Origin of the sequence: Prosthecodimorpha staleyi, assembly GCF_018729455.1 — a bacterium.
Taxonomy (GTDB): domain Bacteria; phylum Pseudomonadota; class Alphaproteobacteria; order Rhizobiales; family Ancalomicrobiaceae; genus Prosthecodimorpha; species Prosthecodimorpha staleyi.
In genome coordinates this window covers 385,633-404,524 of sequence record NZ_JAHHZF010000006.1, presented here as the reverse complement: position 1 = coordinate 404,524, position 18,892 = coordinate 385,633, and the positions used below count along the sequence as shown (strand labels likewise).

The window sequence follows — 18,892 nt, the reverse complement described above, 5'->3', positions numbered from 1 at the left end:
CGGCGCGTCGCCCGGACTGTCGCCCCCGATGGCCGGCTGCTATGCGATCCGGCGCGGATCGAAACTTGAGGATCTGCAATGAAACGTCTCGTGGCGGTACTGACGGCCTGCGCAGGGCTCTGGCTGACGGGCGCGACCGGGGTCCGGGCTCAGGCCGCAGCGGGGGCGGCGCCGCAGCCGTCCAGCCTGCAGGAAACCTACGACGACTGGCTGGTGGTGTGCCGGACGCTCGCGGACGCCAAGCGTCAATGCAGCATGGTGCAGAACCAGGTCGACGGTAAGACCAAGCAGCGCGTTCTGGCGCTGGAACTGGCGGCCGGGCCGGATCGCACCACACTGACCGCCGTGCTGCCGTTCGGCCTCGATCTGGCGGCCGGCATCGTGCTCGCCTCCGACGACGGCGGCCTGCGGCAGGTGCTGCGCTTCCGGACCTGCCTGCCGGTCGGCTGCGTCGTGCCGGCGGTGCTCGATGCCAAGGCGGTCGCGACCCTGAAGAAGGCCAGGCTGCTGCTGCTGACCACCTCGATGGACAACGGGCAGCCGCTCGAACTGAAGGGCTCGCTGAAGGGCTTCCCGGCGGCCTATGACCGGGTCCTGGCGCTCACCACCGGAAAATAGCGGATCCCGGCAGCAGAACGGCCATGCCGGGGTCGGCATGGCCGTGTTGCCTCGTTTCGGCGGGCAGGCTCAGCCGTTGCGATAGGTGTAGGCGTAGCCGTTGAGGGCCGGTGCGCCGCCGAGATGGGCGTAGAGCACGCGCGAGCCTTCCGGGAAATAGCCCTTGTGCACGAGGTCGATCATGCCCTGCATCGACTTGCCCTCGTAGACCGGGTCCGTGATCATCGCCTCGGTGCGGGCGGCGAGCCGGATGGCCTCGTTGGTCTCCTTCGAGGGCACGCCATAGGCCGGATAGGCGTAGTCTTCCAGGATGACGATCTCGTCGTCGCGCACGGCGCGACCGAGTTCGACCAGATCGGCGGTCCGATCGACGATCTCGCGCACCTGGCTGCGGGTCTGCGCCGGGGTGCCGGAGGCGTCGATGCCGATGACGCGGTCGGCGCGGTCGTCGGCCGCGAAGCCGACGATCATGCCGGCCTGGGTCGAGCCGGTGACCACGCAGACGATGATGTAGTCGAACTTGAAGCCGAGCTCGGCCTCCTGGCGGCGCACCTCTTCGGCGAAGCCGACATAACCGAGGCCGCCATATTTGTGCACCGAGGCGCCGGCCGGGATGCCGTAGGGTTTGCCGCCGGCATCCTTGACCGACTGGATCGCGTCTTCCCAGCTCTTGCGGATGCCGATGTCGAAGCCGTCGGGCATGATGCGGCTGTCGGCGCCCATCAGGCGGGTCATCAGGATGTTGCCGACGCGGTCATAGACGGCGTCCTCGTGCGGCACCCAGCTCTCCTGGATGACGACGCATTTCATGCCGATCTTGGCCGCGGTCGCGGCGACCATGCGGGTGTGGTTGGACTGCACGCCGCCGATCGAGACCAGCGTGTCGGCACCGGCCGCGATCGCGTCCGGCACGATATATTCGAGCTTCCGGAGCTTGTTGCCGCCCATCGCGAGACCCGAATTGCAGTCGTCGCGCTTGGCGTAGATCTGCACCTTGCCGCCGAGCGCCGCGGTCAGGCGCGGCAGATGCTCGATCGGGGTCGGGCCGAAGGTGAGGGGATATTTTTCGAAACGGTCGAGGCGCAGCATGGCGGGCTCCGGGAGGAAGGACAGCCGGACCCTAGCAATTTGCCGAAGAAACGTCCTCTCAAAGTCATGCCCGTTGGAGGACGTATCTTGCATGATTTCACTCGTTCATGAGAGATTGAGATCAGTAAGATAGAATTTTCGGAAGATTCTTTCATGCCCGATGGTCTCGATCGCGTCGATCGCCGGATTCTCCAGCATCTGCAAGAGGATGGCCGGATCAGCAATGCCGAGTTGGCGGACCTCGTCCATGTCAGCGCGGCGACCTGCCATCGGCGTACCCGGCGGCTGTTCGAGGAAGGCTACATCCGCTCGGTCCGCGCCGAGATCGCGCCCGACAAGGTCGATCGCGGCACGCTGGTGATGGTCGGCGTCGAACTGGACCGCTCGACGCCGGAGAGCTTCGGCGCCTTCGAACTGGCGATCCGGCAACTGCCCTTCGTGCTCGACTGCCATCTGGTCGCCGGCGACTTCGACTTCTTCCTGAAGATCCGCGTCCGCGACATCGCCGACTTCAACCGCCTGCATGGCGAACAGCTGATCGCGCTGCCGGGCGTGCGCCAGACGCGCACCTTCTTCGTGATGAAGGAGGTGATCGACAACGCGCGGCTGGACTTCTGAAGCCGATCGTCCGGCCGGCCGTACCGGCAACCCGGCGTCGAGGGGCTGGCCGGCCGAGGGTCCCAATCGCTTTGGCGGGGCCGGGGACCCGGTCCCCTTGCCCAATCCGACCGCAGCCGTCACCTTCCTGTCAGATTGGCCGGAGGATCGTATGGTGCTGCGCAGGATTGCTTCGGGGGCCCTTGCCATGCTGGCCGGTATCGTGCTGGCCGCGCCGGAGGCGCTTGCGCAGGGGCGCCCCGCCTCGACACCGGCTGTCGCGCCCAAGGCCGCATTCGAACTCCGCCTGCCGACCGGGCACCGCCAACCGATCCGTTCGGTGGCCTTCTCGCCCGACGAACGCCGCCTCCTGACCGTCTCCGAGGATGCCGAGGCCAAGCTCTGGGACGCCGAGACCGGCCGCCTGATCCGTACCTACCGCCTGTTCGACCGCCGGACGGAGGTCCGGTCGATCCATTTCGCCGGCCCGGAGCGCGGCGCCATGGTCGGCCGGGGCAGCGACCCCTATGTGATCTTCTTCGATCTTGCGACCGGCCTGCAGCAGGGTCCGCCGGTGCGAATCCTGGGCGGCCCGAGGGGTCAGCAGATCGCCCTCGATCCAGGCGGGCGCGTCCTCGCCGCGCGCTTCGAAACCGTGGACGGATCGTCCCGCTTTTCCATCGTCGATGCGGCCACCGGCGCGTCGATCGCGCCCTTCGATCCAGGCAGCCTCAGCGTTATCGCCTTCGCCCCCGGCGGCGGGAGCTTTGCTCGCGCGACCGACAGCGCCGAGCTCGTGCTGACCGACCTGACCGGCTCCGGCCGGAGCGTGCGGGTATCCACCCTTTCGAACGCCTACAATATCCTGGTGTCCGGCGACGGCCGGCGCGCCATTGCCATGGACGAACGGGGCCGCCTGGTCGGCGTCGGGCTCGATGGCTGGCAGAACGACCGGCTGGGCGATTTTGCCGAGACGCGCATCGTGGCGCTGTCGCAGGATGGCGGCCGGGTGCTCTTGAGCCGCCGGGCGAACGAGAGCGGTCGTGAACTGACCGAATCCATCGTCCTGGACCTCGCCTCCGGCCAGCCCCTGCTGCGCCGGACCTGCGACTGCGCCGCGACGCTTTCCGCCGACGGCCGCATGCTGGCCCTCTCGGAAGCCGTCGAGGGCTCGTCCAACGCGCGGCTGTCGCTGGTGCCGGTCGACGGCGGCCCGGCCTCAAGCGCCGCGTCGGTCGGCTTCGGCACCCCGGTCGCCTTCTCGGCGAGCGGCCGGCGGCTGATCGTCTACGAGAGCGTCTATTCCGAGCAGGGCGGCGGTCGGCTCCAATCCCGGTCGCGCATCGTCGATGTCGCGGATCCGACCCGGCAGTTCATGTCCGATATCTTCGGGGCCGATGACGGCTTCACGCTGCTGCCGAACGAGCGGCGCCTCGTCCAGATCGATCGGGACGGCCGGCGCGTCTCGCATTGGGATCTGACCACCGGGCGCCGGCTCACCGCCCATGTCGCCGCCGTCGATGTGGCGGCCGACGCCGGAGGCGACCTCGTCGCGCGCGCCGAGGCCGGCCGGATCGTGCTCGAAGGTGCCGGCGGCGCGGCGGGCGAGATCGCCGTTGCCGGGCGCGTCGCCGCCGTGAAGCTCGGGCGGAAGGGCGGCTGGCTGGCGGTCCAGCGGGTCGAGGATGCCGGGCGCGACGAAAGCATGCTCGACCTCTTCGAGATCCGGATGCCGTCCCGGCCGGCCGATCCGATCCGGGCCGAGCGCCGGGCGGCGATCCGGCTCGGCGGCACCAATGCCGTCACCTCGGCGTCGGAATCGCGCGACGGCCGCATGCTGGCGCTGGCGCGCTCGGGGGCTTCGCAGGATCCCGTGGTCCTGGTCGACCTGCCGGCAGGCACCCACCGCATCCTGGCGGTGCCGCATGCCGGCCTCGTCGCGCTGACGCCCGATGGCGGCCGGCTCTTCCACCGGCCATCGGCGCCGACCTTCTCGAGCCAGAGCTACAACGACATCTTCGGGACCCTCTACGATACGAAGACCGGCCAGGAGATCGGCAAGAAACTGATGGCCCCCCGGGCACGCTCCCGCGACGACGGCCTCATGGCCGCGAACGGCGGCGCGATGGTCGGCGCGATCGACCTTGAGGGCGCATCGTGGAGCGCGCCGATCACCCCGATCCTGCGCCGCTGGGATTTCAAGACACAGACCCACACGGATCTCGCCTCCGATTTCCGCTCCGTGCGCTATGCCGAGGCGGCCGGTCTGGCCGCCATCGGCGGGGCCGGGGTCTCGCGCGACACGATCCGGCTCTGGACCGTCGCCGACGGCAGGGAACTGCCGTCGATCACGCCCGACATCGGTTCCGCCGTGCTCGATTTCCGTATCAGCCCGGACGGCAGGCGGCTCGCCGCGCTGCTCGCCGGTCGCGATGCCGGCGTGGTGCTGTGGGACGTGGAGCGGCGTCGGCGGATCGGTTCGTTCCGCGTCGGGGCGGCGACGGTGGAAAGCCAGATCAGCCTTTCTCCGGCCTTCGACCGCCTGGCGCTCCTGTCGGCGGACGGCACGACCCGGCTCTATCGCCTGCCGGACGGCCGGCCGCTCGCCACCATGGTTGGCCTGGCCGGAGACGAGTGGGCCTCGATCACGCCGGCGGGCTTCTTCGCGGCCTCGGCGGACGGCGCCCGGCAATTGTCGATCGTGCGCGGGCTCGATGTCTTCGGCATCGAACAGGCGCAGGGCGCGCTCTACCGGCCGGACCTGGTCCAGGCCTCGCTGGCCGGCGATCCGAAGGGCGTCGTCGCCGCGGCGGCCCGGCGGCTCGATCTCGACCGCGTCTCGGGCTCCGGCGCCGCCCCGTCGCTCGGCTTCGCGCCCGGCGCGGACCGCAGCGCCATCGAAGGCGAGACGGTCGAACTCGAACTCGTGCTGACCGATCGCGGCGGCGGTATTGGCCGGATCGAATGGCGCGTCGGCGGCACGGTGGTCGGCAGCGATCCGGGGCCGGCCGCCGCACGGTCGGGCGAGACCCGCCTGCGCCGCCGGATCGCGCTGGCGCCGGGCGAGAACCGTGTGACCGCGATCGCCTACAACACCGCCGGGCTGATCGCTTCGGAAGCCGCCGCCGTCACCGTGACCCGCAAGGTCGCGGCCTCCGCGCCGAAGCCCCGGCTGCATGTGCTGGCGATCGGCATCGACCGCTACGAGGTCGGCCGGTTCCGGCTGAATTTCGCGGTCGCCGACGCCACCGGCCTGACGCGCGCCCTGTCGGCGGCGGGCCGGGACGTCTATTCGGAGGTCAATGTGGTGACCGTCCTCGACGGTCAGGCGACCCGGGAGGGCATCGAGGCGGCCTTCAAGGGCTTGGCCGCTGAGGTCCGGCCGGAGGATACCTTCGTGTTCTTCCTCGCCGGGCACGGCAAGACCGAGGATGGCGAGTTCCACTTCCTGCCGGTCGGATTCGGGGCGGCGGGCGACGCGTCGGTGACCTCCGGCGGCATTGCGAGCCGGCAGTGGCAGGCCTGGTTTGCGTCCGTGCCGGCGTTGAAGTCGGTGCTGCTGTTCGACGCCTGCGAGAGCGGTTCGATGGCGGTGCGCGGCATCGAGCGGTCGACCGCGATGGATCGCCTGATCAAGGCGACCGGCCGGACCATCATCACGGCGGCGGCCGAGACCGAAGCCGCCAACGAGGGCTATCGCGGCCACGGCATCTTCACCCATGCGGTGCTCGACGGGCTCGCCAAGGCGGATGCCGATGGCGATGGCGAGATCCTGGTCACCGAGCTGTCGAGCTACGTCTTCAAGACCGTGCAGGCGACCAGCCGGGCGCATTTCGGCCGCGACCAGACCCCGCAGATGCGAATCGTCGGCGCGCCCTTCGCGATCGGCCGCCCGATCGCCGAGACCGCAGACCCGGCCGCGGCGAGTGCTGTCGAGGCGATTCCGGCCCGGCCGACCCATGTGCTGCTGCGCCCGATCGCGGCCCTGCCGGGCCCGGGCGCCCGATCCGGCGCCGCGGCCGGCGCGCCGCTCGCCGCCGGCATGCAGGTCAGGGTCGTGGAAAGCCGCGACGGCTGGTCCCTGATCGCGCGCGACGGGCGTCGCCTCGGCTATGTCCCGGCCGACAGCCTGCTCGCCCTGCAGTGAGCGGTCGGCCGGGCCGCGCAACATGAACTGAATTCATCTCGACCTTCATTCTTTGCGTTTTCCGCCTTGCCCTCGACCGGGGAATATGGCGGCCCGCGCGCCTCCGGCCGGCTGTCGCATGACGGCGGCCGGAGGCGTGTCGGTACAAAGCAAAAGATCGGGAGAGATGCCGGAGATGGACGCCGCAACCCTGCAGGAGTTGGCGCATGCCATCCGCTTTCTGGCCGTCGACGCCATCCTGGCGGCCGGGGAGGGGCATCAGGGCGTGCCGCTCGGCATGGCCGAGATCGCGACCGTGCTCGCGACGCGGCACCTGCGCTTCGATCCCGCCGACCCGACCTGGGCCGACCGCGACCGCGTGGTCGTCTCCAACGGCCACGGCTCGATGCTGCTCTACGCGCTGCTCCACCTGACCGGCTACGCGAAGATCTCCCTCGACGAGGTGAAGCGGTTTCGCGAACTCGGTTCGCATTGCGCCGGCCACCCGGAATATGACCCCGCCGCCGGCATCGAGACGACCACCGGGCCGCTCGGCCAGGGCATCGCCAACGCGCTCGGCATGGCGATCGCCGAGGCGCATCTCGCCGCGCGCTTCGGCGGCGATCTGGTCGACCATCGCACCTGGGCCTTCGTCGGCGACGGCTGCCTGCAGGAGGGCGTCGGCCAGGAGGTGATCCAGCTGGCCGGCCATTTGAGGCTCGGCCGTCTGACCTTCTTCTGGGACGACAACGCGATCACCGACGACGGCGCGACGCGACTGTCGATCTCCGAGGATGTGGCCGAGCGCTTCCGCGTCGCCGGCTGGCACGTCGTCGAGATCGACGGTCACGACATCGCGGCGATCGATGCCGCGATCGTGCTCGCCAAGGCCGATCCGCGGCCGTCCCTGATCGCCTGCCGGACCATCATCGCGCGCGGCGTGGCGCGTCTGGAGGGCCAGCGCGGCGGCCATTCCGGCAAGCTGTTCCCGGCCGATCGCGACGCCATGGCGGCCGCCTTCGGCTGGACCGGCGCCGCCTTCGAGACGCCGGCCGGGGTCGCCGCCGCCTGGCGGCGTACCGCGGAGCCGGGCCGGTCGGCCCGCGCGGCCTGGGCGGCGCGGCTCGCCGGCGCCGACGCCGACCGCCGCGCCCTGTTCGAGCGCACGATGGCCGGGGACCTGCCGGAGGGCTGGCGTCCGGCGCTCCAGGCCCACAAGGCTCGTCTTGCGGACGAAGGCCAGCCGGCCTTCTCGATCCAGACCTCGAGCGATGTCGCCGCGCTCCTCTACGACATCGTGCCGGAGATGATGGTCGGCTGCGCCGATCTGGAGGCCCCGACCAACCACAAGCGCCAGCTCGCTGCCTTCGACGCCGCCGACCGCGCCGGGCGCTACATCCATTGCGGCGTGCGCGAGCATGCCATGGGGTCGCTCGCCAACGGGCTCGCCGCGCATGGCGGCGTGATCCCGCTCGCGGTCACCTATCTGCCCTTCTCCGATTATGAGCGGCCGGCCATGCGCATGGCGGCGCTGATGGGCCTGCCGGTCAAGTTCGTGTTCAGCCACGACTCGATCGGCATCGGCAAGAACGGGCCGACCCACCAGCCGGTCGAGATGCTGGCCGGCCTGCGCGCCCTGCCCAACATGCTGGTGATGCGACCGGCCGACGCGGTCGAGACCGCCGAATGCTGGGAGATCGCGCTCGACCATCGCACCGGACCGGTCTCGCTGATCTTCGCCCGCCAGCAGGTGCCGATGCTGCGCCGCGACGGCGGCCCGGACAATCGCTGCCGGCGCGGCGCCTATGTGCTTGCCGAGGCCGAGGGCGGCCCGCGTCGCGTGACGCTGCTGTCGACCGGCTCGGAGGTGCAGATCGCGCTCGCCGCGCGGGCTATCCTGCAGGCCGAGGGCGTGCCGACGGCGGTCGTCTCGATGCCCTGCTGGGAACTGTTCGAAGCGCAACCGGCCGACTATCGCGCGGCCGTGCTCGGCGCCGGAACCGTGCGCGTCGCCGTCGAGGCCGCGGTGAAGTTCGGCTGGGAGCGCTGGATCGGCGAGGCCGGCGGCTTCGTCGGCATGACCGGCTTCGGCGCCTCCGGGCCGGCCGATGCGCTCTACCGCCATTTCGGGGTCACGGCGGAGGCTGTCGTCGCGGCGACCCGGGCGGGCCTGGCCCGACCCTGACGGCTGGGGGGCGCCGGCTCCCGCTCGATCCCGTCGGGCGTCAGGCGTTGCCTTCGGCCGCCGCCGCGGCACGCCAGCGGGCGCCGTGGCGCTCGGCGGTCCGGCCGATGCGCGAAAGCACCAGCAGCGGCAGGAGGCCGACCAGCACGATGGCAAGCGCGGCCGGGGCGGCATCGCCAATCGCCTCGCGCGAGGCCTGCACATAGACCCAGGTCGCCAGGGTCTCGACATTGAAGGGGCGCAGCAGCAGCGTCGCCGGCAGTTCCTTCATGGCGTCGACGAAGACCAGCAGGCCGGCCGAGACCAGCACCGGCCTGAGTAGCGGCAGGTGGATCTCGACGAGGCTCTGCTCGGCGGTGCGTCCGAGTGTGCGCGCGGCCATGTCGAGATGCAGGCTGATCTTGGAGAGGCCGGATTCGATCGAGCCGATCGAGACGGCCAGGAAGCGGACCACATAGGCGTAGATCAGGCCGACGCCGGAGGAGACCAGCACCAGTCCGGCGCCGGTGCCGAAGATCAGCGCGGTCGCCTCGTTCAGCCGGTTGTCGAGATAGGTCAGCGGCAGCAGGATGCCGACGGCGAGCACCGCGCCCGGCACCGCGTAGCCGACCGAACTGGCGCGGGCCAGCGCGCGCACCGTGCGCGTCGGGTTGAGGCGGACCGCATAGGCCAGCACCAGCCCGATGCCGACGGTCAGCGCCGCGGCCGCGGCGGCGAAGACCAGGCTGTTGCGGGCGGCGCGGATCAGGCCCGGATCGGTCAGCACTTCGAGCCGGCGCGAGGCATAGTCGGCGAGCACTGAGACCGGCACCACGAAGCCGAGCAGCACCGGCAGCGCGCAGGCCGCGAAGGCCAGCGCCGCGTGGCTGCCGGACAGCCGGTAGCCCGCCATCGGCCGGTTGCGCGAGGCCGCATGGCTGAAGCGCTGGTGCCGCCGGGCATGGCGCTCGGCCCAGACCAGGAGGAACACCACGGCGAGCATCAGGCAGGCGATCTGCGCCGCGCCCGACAGGCTGCCGCGATTGAGCCAGGTGTCGTAGACCGAGAAGGTCAGCGTCTTGACGCCGAGATATTCGACCGCGCCGATATCGTTGAGGCATTCCATCAGCGACAGCGTCACGCCGACGGCCAGTGCCGGGCGGGCGAGCGGCAGCGCCACGCGGAAGAAGACCCGCCAGGGACCCGCGCCGAGCGTGCGGGCGACATCGATGGTCGCGGCCGACTGCAGCGCGAACATCGCCCGGGTGGTCATGTAGACATAGGGGTAGAGCACGAGGCTCATGACGAAGATCGCGCTCGGCAGGGAGCGCGGGTTCGGGAACCAGTAGTCCTTGGCCGACTTGAAGCCGAACAGCCAGCGGATCGCGCTCTGCACCGGGCCGGTGAAGTCGAGCACTTCGACATGCGCGTAGGCGACGATATAGGTCGGGATCGCCAGCGGCAGCAGCAGCGCCCATTCCAGGAAGCCGCGGCCGGGGAAACGGCAGGTGGCGACGATCCAGGCGGTTGTCACCCCGATCGCGGCCGTCAGGCAGCCGATTCCGGCCATCAGCAGAAAAGTCGTCACGGTCGCGCCGGGCAGCACCGTGCCGATCAGATGCAGCCAGGGCGACGTGCCCTCGTCGGCCTCCACGGGGAAGATCGCGACGAGGGCGAGGACCACGAGCGGCAGCGCGGCCAGCACGGCCACGATCCAGACCGCCACCCGCCAGGTGCGGCCCTGGCCGGTACCGGCGAAGACGGGCGCGGCATCGGCCCCGGTCCCGAGGTCCGGGTCGTTGACGAGGCTCATGGGGCGATCGCGTTTCGGCAGGGCATCATCATGCTGTCCTGCCGGGGATCGCGACCCAAGTCCAGTCGGGGCCATTGCCGAGCCGCCGGGATTCTGCCGGAAGCCGCCGGATCAGCTGCCCGGGCCGTCGTCGAAGCCGACCTTGTCGACCAGCTCGCTGGCCTTGGTGCGGTTCTTGGCGATCTCCGCGAAGCTCGCCTTGTCGGCCTCCAGCTTGCCGAGATCGGCGATCAGCGGCGTCGGCGCGACGCCGGCCACGACCGGATACTCGAAGTTCAGCTCGGCATAGAGCTTCTGCGCCTCGCCGCCGACCATGAACTCGACCAGCTTCAGGGCGGCGTCGCGGTTGGGCGCGTTCTTGGCGAGCAGCGCGCCGGAAATGTTCACATGGCTGCCGCCGCTGGCGAAAGTCGGCATGACCACGCGCACCGACTTGGCCCATTCCTTCTGCTCGGGCTCCTTCTCGTTGGTCGCCATCAGCCCGTAATAGTAGGTGTTGCCGACGCCGATGTCGCACTCGCCCGAATAGACCGCCTTGACTTGGCTGCGGTCGTTGCCGGACGGCTTCGCTGCCAGATTCTGCTTGAAGCCCTTCAGCCAGGCCTCGGTCTTGTCCGGGCCGAGATGGGTGATCATCGAGGCGATCAGGGCGATATTGTAGGGATGCTGGCCGGAGCGGACGCAGAGCTTGCCCTTCCACTTCGGGTCGGCCAGGTCCGCATAGGTCAGGCTGGTGTCCTTCACGCGCTCCTTGGAGACGTAGAAGATGCGGGCGCGGTAGGTCAGGCCGACCCAGGTGCCGTCATGGTCGCGGAACTGCGCCGGCACGGCCTTGTCGACCGCCGCCGATTTGATCGGCTGGCCGATGCCCATCGCCTTGGCCTTCTCCAGGATGGCGGCGTCGACGGCGATGAACAGGTCGGCAGGGCTGGCGGCGCCCTCGGCGCGGATGCGCTCCTCCAACCCCTTGTTGGAGAACACCACATTCACGCGGATGCCGGTCTCCTTCGTGAACTGGTCGAAGATCGGCTGGATCAGCGGCTGTTCGCGGTAGGTATAGACGTTGACCTCGGCAGCCGCAGCGGCGCCGGCGGTCGCGACCACCATGGCAAATCCGACACCCAGCCGGGGGACCCAATTGCAAGACATCGTCAAACTCCTCGTTCCATCAGGGGGCAAGGCCCTGCGTTCCGGGTTGAGCGTCAGGTCCGCTCTGCCGGCACCGTAGGCACGGGGTTTTGTCGATGTCAAACCGAATTCGAGTGATTTCTCAATGAGTTAGAATAATTAAAAAGTAGCCTGGGAGTTTTCCGGATGTTTCCGCCGTCACCCCGGTAGCGGCGTGCCGCCGTCGAGAACCGTGCGATACCAGGGCCGGTCGACATTGCCGCCGGACAGAATCACCGCCGTCCGCCGACCGCCGAGCCTCTCGCGATCGGCCATCAGCGCCGCCAGCGCCGCCGCCCCGGCGCCCTCGGCGATGTTGTGTGTCGTCGCATAGAGGAGCCGCATGGCCTCGGCGACGGCCGCATCCGAGACGGTGACGATGCCGGCGGCGCCGGCCTTGATGATGGCGAAGGCCTCCGGGGAGGGCACCCGCACCGCCATGCCGTCGGCGAAGGTGACGGCCGTGTTGGTCGAGACCGGCCGTCCGGCCTCGAGCGAGAGCCGATAGCAGACGGCATTCTCCGACACGACGCCGACGATCTCCGTCGTCAGGCCGAGCGCATCGCGCGCCGCGATCAGCCCGCAGATGCCCGAGCCGAGCCCGATCGGCACATAGACCCGGTCGAGATCGGGCACCCCCCGGAACAGCTCGATCGCATAGGTGCCGACGCCGGCGACCAGATCCCGGTGGAAGGAGGGCACCATCTCCCAGCCGCGCTCGGCGGCGATCGCGGCGGCCCGCTCGCGCGCCTCGTCGAAATCCCGGCCATGTTCGATCAGTTCGGCGCCGAAGGCCCGCATGGCGGCGTTCTTCTCGACCGAATTGCCGAGCGGCACCACGATGGCGCAGCCGAGCCCGGTACCGCGCACCGCATGGGCGATCGACTGCCCGTGATTGCCGCGCGTCGCCGAAACGACGCCGCTGACCTGGGGCCGCTCGCGCAGCAGCCGGTCGACATAGACGAGCCCGCCGCGCGCCTTGAAGGCGCCCGTCATCAGGTGGTTCTCGTGTTTCACCCAGACCGGCGCGCCGATGGCCGCCTCCAGGAGCGGCCAGGCCATTTGCGGCGTCGGGGCGAGGCGGCGGTAGACCACCTCCGCGGCGGCTTCGAAATCGGCGATCGTCAGCATGCGGCACGGTCCTTCTGGCGCGGTCCGACACGCTTGCCCGCCGCCGTCATTCGGTCCAATCAAAAGTGATGATCGAATCGTTCGTTTCGGGTGCAGATTCAACGCAACCGGAACGGGGATCGGCAGCCGGACGGCCGTCGTCCGGCCGTCGCCGGGATCGTTCATCGTCGAGGAGGGGGGATGCCCGGCCGGATGTGGTCCGGAAGCGGCGTCCCGGGAGTGTCACCATGCCGCGCGCCGAACTCGCCATCATGCCGCCGATCCGGACGCTGCCGGGCCTGACGCTGGCTGCCGCCATTCTGGCCGCCTCGCCCCAGCCGGCGGAGGCGCAGGCCTCTTTCGACTGCACCAAGGCGAAGACTGCGGTCGAAAAGGCGATCTGCGCCGACCGCAATCTCGGCGCGCTCGACCGCAAGATGGCGGCCGCCTATGGGGCGGCGCTGAAGCGCTTCGACGCCGCCACCGGCCGCCTGATCCGCGAGGATCAGCAGACGGCCATGCAGCTGCGCGACTGGGCCTTCGAGTTCGAGGATTTCGACATGGCCGGCTTCCTGGAGAGCCGGGTGGTCCAGCTCGATGCCTATGACGCGGCCCCGCGCGCCGGCTTCGTCGGCACCTGGGCCAATGTCGGCGGCACGGCGACGGTCGAGGCCTCGCCCAAGGGCCTCAGCGTCGCGGTCACGGCCAGCGACGGCGCGATCGGCCGCTGGATCTGCCAGTTCGAGGGCATCGGCCGGCTCGACGGCGCCCAGATGGTGGTCGCCGAGGCGCCCGGCTCCAGCGACTACGAGGGCTGGACGCTGCGCGTCGTTCGCGACGGCCAGTCGATCCGCATCACCGCCGAAAAGCCCGCCGGTTTCGAGGGCACGCCGCCCTATTGCGGCGCGGTCGGCAGCGTCGACGGCACCTACATCGCCGCCAAGCCCTATACGAACTGAGCCTTTGACCACGCAATCAGGGAGTTGGTGGTTCGGATTCACGGGACGGATGGGAACCATCCGTCTCGATCGCACCACTAGCCCGCCAGCACCCGCGTCACCGGGAAGGTGACGGTGACCAGGGTGCCCTGGTTGACGGCGGAATCGATCCGGAAGGCGGCGCGGTTGGCTTCGACCAGCGCCTTGGTCAGCGGCAGGCCGAGGCCGGTGCCGGTGCTGCGCGCGCGGGCGGTGTGGAGCTGGCGGAACGGTTCCAGGGCGGCCTGGATCTCCTTCTCGGTCATGCCGTAGCCGGTATCGCGGACGCGCAGCACGACCTCACCGCTGTCCTCCAGTGCCGCCGACACGATCACCTGACCGCCCGCAGGCGTGAACTTGACCGCGTTGGACAGGAGGTTGAGCACGATCTGGCGCACCGACCGGCTGTCGGCGACCACCGGCGGCACGCTGCCCGGCAGCGATGTGCGGATGATGATCCGCTCGCGGTTGGCCTGCGGCTGCATCATGGCCACGCATTCGGCGGCCAGATCGGCCAGCGAGACCGCCTCGAAGGTCAGTTCCAGCTTGCCCGCCTCGACCTTCGAAAGGTCGAGCAGGTCGTTGATCAGGCTCATGATATGCGAGCCCGAGCTGTGGATGTCGCGCAGATAGTCCTTGTAGCGCTCGGTGCCGACCGGCCCGAAGCGCTCGTCGAGCATCACTTCCGAGAAGCCGATGATCGCATTGAGCGGCGTGCGGATCTCGTGGCTGATCTTGGCCAGGAACTCGGACTTGTGCATCGAGGCCTCCTCGGCACGGCGGCGCGCGCCGGTCAGTTCCTCCTCGGACTTCTTCCACTGCGTGATGTCGCGCAGCACGGCGCAGAATTTCGAACCGGCGCCGGACGAAATGCGGCCGATGGTCATGAACAGTGGGATCAGCCCCTCCGGACGCACCTGGCCGATCACCTCGCGCCCGTCATTGAGCACGCTGGCGACGCCGTTGCGGGCGAGCCCGTCGAGATAGTCCTGCGCCGAGCGGCGGCTTTCCGGGGCGAGCAGATCGTCCAGTCCCTGGCCCATCATTTCGGCGCGGTCCATGCCGAACAGCGCCTCGGCGGCCCGGTTGGCCGACAGCACCTGACCGTCGCCGTCGAGCATGATCACGCCGTCGGTCGCCGTGTCGACGATCGCCTCCAGTTCGGCGGAGCGTTCGCGCGCCTCGCCGAGCGCCTCCAGGGCGGCCCGGCCGGAGGCCGTCTCCGCCGCCGCCTCGGCGATCGGGCGCGGCAGGCGGTCGAGGGTCAGGAGCAGCGCCGGTCCGGCCCCCCAGGGCACCGGCGCCAGCCGCGCCGCGACCGGCACGACCTCGCCGGTCCGCGTCAGCACCGGCACGGGACGGGTGCGGCCTTCTTCGGCGAAGCGCCGGCCGACATGCTCGCCGGCGAACAGCACATCGAGCCCGCCGGACGCTTCGAGATCGGCCAGATCGGCATAGCCGGTCAGGGCCAGGAAGGCTCCGTTGACATAGACGAGGTCGTCCTCGCGCAACACCGCGCAGCCGACCGGCAAGCGGTCCAGGATGCGGCTGGCCAGACGCACGTCGTCATCGCCCGGCGCCACCGGTTGGCCGGCGACCGGTTGGGCCGGCGCCGGCCGGGCGGCCGGCGGCTCGACCGCGGTTGCGGGTTCGATCTTCGCATCCGGCTCCGGCGCGGAAGCCGCACTGGATGCCGGCCGCGCAATGGCCATGATGGCGGCCGATCCGGAGCTCGACGGCGCGAAGCCGCCGGGGGTGATCGTCGACTGTGCCGAGCCGATCGCGGCCGGCGTGCCGCCCGGCAATGGCGGCGCGACCTCGGCGGGTGCGGCAACGTCCGGCTGCCCGGACCCCGTGGCGTCGAACCCCGCCGGAGCCTCCGAACCCGTTTCGGTGCCCGGCTCGGGCTCTTCCGAATCGCTGCCGGCATCGTCGCCTTCAAGCCGGGCCCCGAGGGCCGCCGCGATTTGCCGGAAGGCGATGCGCTCGGGTGCGCTCAGCCGATGGGTGTCGATGGCCACCCGATGCGCGCCGGGCAGCGTCACGACGCGGGACCCGCGATTGGCCGGGACGGTCACGATCCGGCCGGAGTCCGGCGGACGGAACATGCGCTCCGCCTGCGGTCCCGCCGCCGGCCCGGCATCCGCAGAGAGGCGCGCCCCATCGACGATCTCGGCCGGCACCGGGTAGACCGGCGGCACGACGGCCCGGTCCCCCGCCGGCAGCGCGTCCATGGCCGCGACGGGCGCGCTATCCAACGCCGGCGCGTCCGCGCCATCCAACGCCGCTGCGTCCGCGCCCTCCGCCTGCTGACCCTCCGGCGCGATTTCCGCGGGCGCCGCGATCTCGCCGGCGAAAGCGGCCTCGTCGACGGCCGGGCCGGGATCCTCGCTGCGGCGCGGTTCGACCTCGTCCGGCGCGTCGTCGCCCTCGGCGCCGATGGAGGACGGGCCGGCGCCCTGATCCGGGCCGGCATCGGCATCGGTCGGGCCGGGCGGGCCGGGCCGATCGATCTTGTCGGAAGCGGTCGGCGCCGCGAGGCGCTCGCCGGTCGCGTCCGGATCGGGCAGCGGCGCCCCGGTGCGGCACAATCCGAAGCCCTGATAGCCTTCGAACGACCGGTCGCGCGCCAGGGTCGGCAGCGCGGTCAGGTCGACCGGCACGCGCAGCGCCTGGCCTTCCACCGGCCAGGCCAGATCCCGGATGGTCCAGGTCTGCCGGCGGCCGAGGGCCTCGGCGACGCGGTCGTCCGGATCGAGGTCGAGGCGGGCGCGCGCTTCGGCCCAGGACAGGCCGGCCAGCGCGGCCGCCTGCGGGCCGACGGCCCGGGCCAAGTCGTCGGAAACGAACGTGAAGCGGCCGGCCGAATCCATCCGCCAGACGAAGCGGCTCGGTCGCGCCTCGGGCACGAACCGGAAGAGCGGAGGCGTCCGATCTCCGTCCCGGCTCGGGACCTCGCCGGTCGAAGCTGCCGGCGCCGCCATTGCCGTCGCCGCCGGGATCGCGGGGCCGGCAGCGTCCGCCGGCTCCGTCGCGACCGCCGGCTCCAGGGCGACGTCCGGCTCGGCGTCCGGCGCCGGATCGGGCAGGACGGTCGGTGGCGACAGGGCCGCCGGCGGATGGGTGATCAGATCGACGGCCAGACGCAGATCGTCGCTGCTCGCCCCCGGATAGAGCGGCGCATGCGGCAGGGGCGCGGCGAAGCCGGCGAACAGGGCATCGTCGGCGGCGGCCGCGGCCTCTTCCGCATCGGATATGCGCGCAGCCGGCAGGGCCACCGGTTCCGGCGCTCCCGAGGCCTCCGCCGCCCAGCGGCTGAAATCCTCCGGACCGGGCACGGGCGACAGGGCGAAGAAGATCGGGTCCAGCAGATGGTCCGGCTCGCCGAGGTCGCGGTATTCGGGCGCGGTGTCGGCGGGCGCGGCGGTCGGCGCCGGATCCGCTGAGCCCGCCGCGACCGCCGGGGCGTCTTCGACAGCCTTTGCGTCGGACGCCTCGACCGCGCCGGTCGCTGCGCCGGGCGCCACCCGCTCGATCGCGATGATGCGCAGGTCGCGACTGCCGCCGATCCGCGCCACCATGGCCTCGGCCATCCCGTCGGCCGCCGCGACTCGGGTGCGCGCCAGCGGCCGGTTCGCGGCCGCCACGACGAAGTCCTCGATTGCGTCCTGAACGCCGTCGAGCAGGGCGTAGTCGCCCGAGGCCGACAGGACCTCCCCGTCCGCATCGAAGGCTGCCAGCAGGCGGGCCGGATCGGCGAGCAGCGCCAGGCTGGCGGCGATGTCGCCCGCCGCGCCGGGCCGGGCGGGCAATTCCAGCAGCAGCACCGGCGCCTCGTCCAGGTCGGGCAGCCGCGTCATCGTGCAGGCGGTCACGACCGGGTTGAGGCCGTCGCGATGGGTAACCAGTTCGGTCTGGCGGCGGCCGACCGCGGCCCGGGCGCCGAAGCGCGCCAACTGGGTCAGGATGGCGGCGGGCAGGGGCGGGGGATTGCCGAAGGCCGCGGCCAGGTCGGTCACGCCGACACGCTCCGCTGCGGCCGCGTTCAGAAAGAGAAGGCCGCATGAGGTGCCGTCGACGACCATGACCGGGCGCGCGGCGGACAGGCTTTCGCCGACCTCAGCGACGGTCATGAGCGTGAAGGCAGTCTCGACGGTCCTGCGCATGCCAACCCCGGCGCCCCGTGCGGGCGTAGATTCCGACAGGTCCGGCACCGTCCCGGTTCCGGCCTGTTAACTGCCCATTAATATAAAGAAAGCCTCAACGCGGTCCACAAGTGCCGCCGGCTATCGACAGGTTCTGCCCGTCAAGGTTAACGGCGGGGGTTCGGCTGGCGGCTTGAAGCGCGGCGCCAGCGGAGACACAATCGCCCGGCCGGGGCGAATCCTCACTTCGATGATCCGGGCCTAAGGCAACATCACCTGCGGGACAAGAGCCATGGCGCAAGACAAACAGAAACCTTTTGAGGTGCCGGAGCAATTGCGCAGCCTGACCCAGGACAGCGTCGATCAGGCCCGCAAGGCCTTCGACGACTATGTGGCGGCGACGCGCGCTGCGGTTTCCAAGCTGGAGGCGACGTCCTCCGACGCGCAGAGCGGCGCGCTTGATCTGAACCGCAAGATTCTCGAACTGGCGGAAGAGAATGTCTCCAGCGCCTTCACGCACGCCCAGCGTCTCGTCGGCGCGCGCGACCTGCAGGAGATCATGACGCTGCAGAGCGAGTTCCTGAAGCGCCAGATGGCCAATCTCGGCGAGCAGGCGCGCGTCCTGAGCGATGCCGGCGCCCGCACCGCCTCCGAATTCGCCGGCCGCAGCACCGAGCGCTGATCGTCCGCCGGGCGAGGGCGCCGCGCGAATCGGAACGGCGACCAGCGCCCGACGGGCGGGCCGGATCCGGCGATCCGCCGGCTGCGGGGCTGCGGGGCTGCGGGCGGCGCGGCAGCCCCGGAACCGATATGCCCCGCTGCCGCCGGCGCGCGCGGGCACCGGAGCGGTGCGCCGGTTATGGCGGCTGTCCCGGTCGACCGCGGACTGCGCCGGGCCGGAAATCGCTGTGCCGCGCGGCCGCCCGTAGTCCCGCGCGCTTCTGCAGGCCCGCCATCCGCCGGATGCCTGCCCGCAGCCGGCGGGATCGCAAGGGACGCACCGGCAAAGACCTGTGGAAATCCTCCGGGCCTCCGGCCCGGCCGGCCGGCGCCGCCCCGCACGCCGAGCGTCGCCGTTCCCGCCAT

The 18,892-nt window shown here is 70.8% G+C and carries 11 protein-coding genes; 6 read left to right on the top strand and 5 right to left on the bottom strand.

The window, feature by feature from the left end; all coding sequences use genetic code 11:
* The first annotated feature begins 78 nt into the window (after positions 1-78).
* Positions 79-618, top strand: coding sequence for an invasion associated locus B family protein (locus KL771_RS14550; RefSeq protein WP_261969268.1), 540 nt, complete (start codon positions 79-81; stop codon positions 616-618).
* A 69-nt stretch (positions 619-687) separates the two neighbouring features.
* On the opposite strand, the gene KL771_RS14545 is transcribed toward KL771_RS14550, so the two are convergent.
* Positions 688-1,707 (bottom strand): 1-aminocyclopropane-1-carboxylate deaminase, encoded by a 1,020-nt coding sequence (locus KL771_RS14545; protein WP_261969267.1) that lies wholly within the window; start codon positions 1,705-1,707, stop codon positions 688-690.
* Positions 1,708-1,860: 153 nt separating this feature from the next.
* Between KL771_RS14545 and KL771_RS14540 the strand changes: the two genes are divergently transcribed.
* From KL771_RS14540 to tkt, 3 genes are all read left to right on the top strand, one after another.
* A complete protein-coding gene (locus tag KL771_RS14540; RefSeq protein WP_261969266.1) occupies positions 1,861-2,325 on the top strand; it encodes an Lrp/AsnC family transcriptional regulator in 465 nt (154 codons plus the stop codon).
* Between the two features lie 97 nt (positions 2,326-2,422).
* The gene (locus KL771_RS14535; RefSeq protein ID WP_261969265.1) at positions 2,423-6,451 is read left to right on the top strand and encodes a caspase family protein; all 4,029 of its coding nucleotides are present in this window, start codon (positions 2,423-2,425) and stop codon (positions 6,449-6,451) included.
* 166 nt (positions 6,452-6,617) lie between these two features.
* A complete protein-coding gene (gene tkt, locus KL771_RS14530) occupies positions 6,618-8,615 on the top strand; it encodes a transketolase (protein WP_449301121.1) in 1,998 nt (665 codons plus the stop codon).
* Positions 8,616-8,655: 40 nt separating this feature from the next.
* Here the strand turns inward: tkt and KL771_RS14525 are convergent, their stop codons facing one another.
* The 3 genes from KL771_RS14525 to KL771_RS14515 form a co-directional block, all read right to left on the bottom strand.
* Entirely contained in the window at positions 8,656-10,407 is a 1,752-nt protein-coding gene (locus KL771_RS14525) for an ABC transporter permease (RefSeq protein ID WP_261969263.1), read from the bottom strand.
* Between the two features lie 111 nt (positions 10,408-10,518).
* Positions 10,519-11,562 carry an extracellular solute-binding protein gene (locus tag KL771_RS14520; protein ID WP_390866814.1) on the bottom strand — a complete coding sequence of 348 codons (1,044 nt, stop codon included), beginning with the start codon at positions 11,560-11,562 and terminating at the stop codon, positions 10,519-10,521.
* 171 nt (positions 11,563-11,733) lie between these two features.
* Positions 11,734-12,705, bottom strand: coding sequence for a threonine dehydratase (locus tag KL771_RS14515; protein WP_261969261.1), 972 nt, complete (start codon positions 12,703-12,705; stop codon positions 11,734-11,736).
* Between the two features lie 227 nt (positions 12,706-12,932).
* On the opposite strand from KL771_RS14515, the gene KL771_RS14510 reads away from it, so the two are divergent.
* Positions 12,933-13,643 (top strand): lysozyme inhibitor LprI family protein, encoded by a 711-nt coding sequence (locus KL771_RS14510; protein WP_261969260.1) that lies wholly within the window; start codon positions 12,933-12,935, stop codon positions 13,641-13,643.
* A gap of 77 nt (positions 13,644-13,720) precedes the next feature.
* On the opposite strand, the gene KL771_RS14505 is transcribed toward KL771_RS14510, so the two are convergent.
* The gene (locus KL771_RS14505) at positions 13,721-17,827 is read right to left on the bottom strand and encodes a PAS domain-containing sensor histidine kinase (protein ID WP_261969259.1); all 4,107 of its coding nucleotides are present in this window, start codon (positions 17,825-17,827) and stop codon (positions 13,721-13,723) included.
* A gap of 271 nt (positions 17,828-18,098) precedes the next feature.
* Between KL771_RS14505 and KL771_RS14500 the strand changes: the two genes are divergently transcribed.
* Positions 18,099-18,488 (top strand): phasin family protein, encoded by a 390-nt coding sequence (locus KL771_RS14500; RefSeq protein ID WP_261969258.1) that lies wholly within the window; start codon positions 18,099-18,101, stop codon positions 18,486-18,488.
* Positions 18,489-18,892 lie beyond the last annotated feature (404 nt).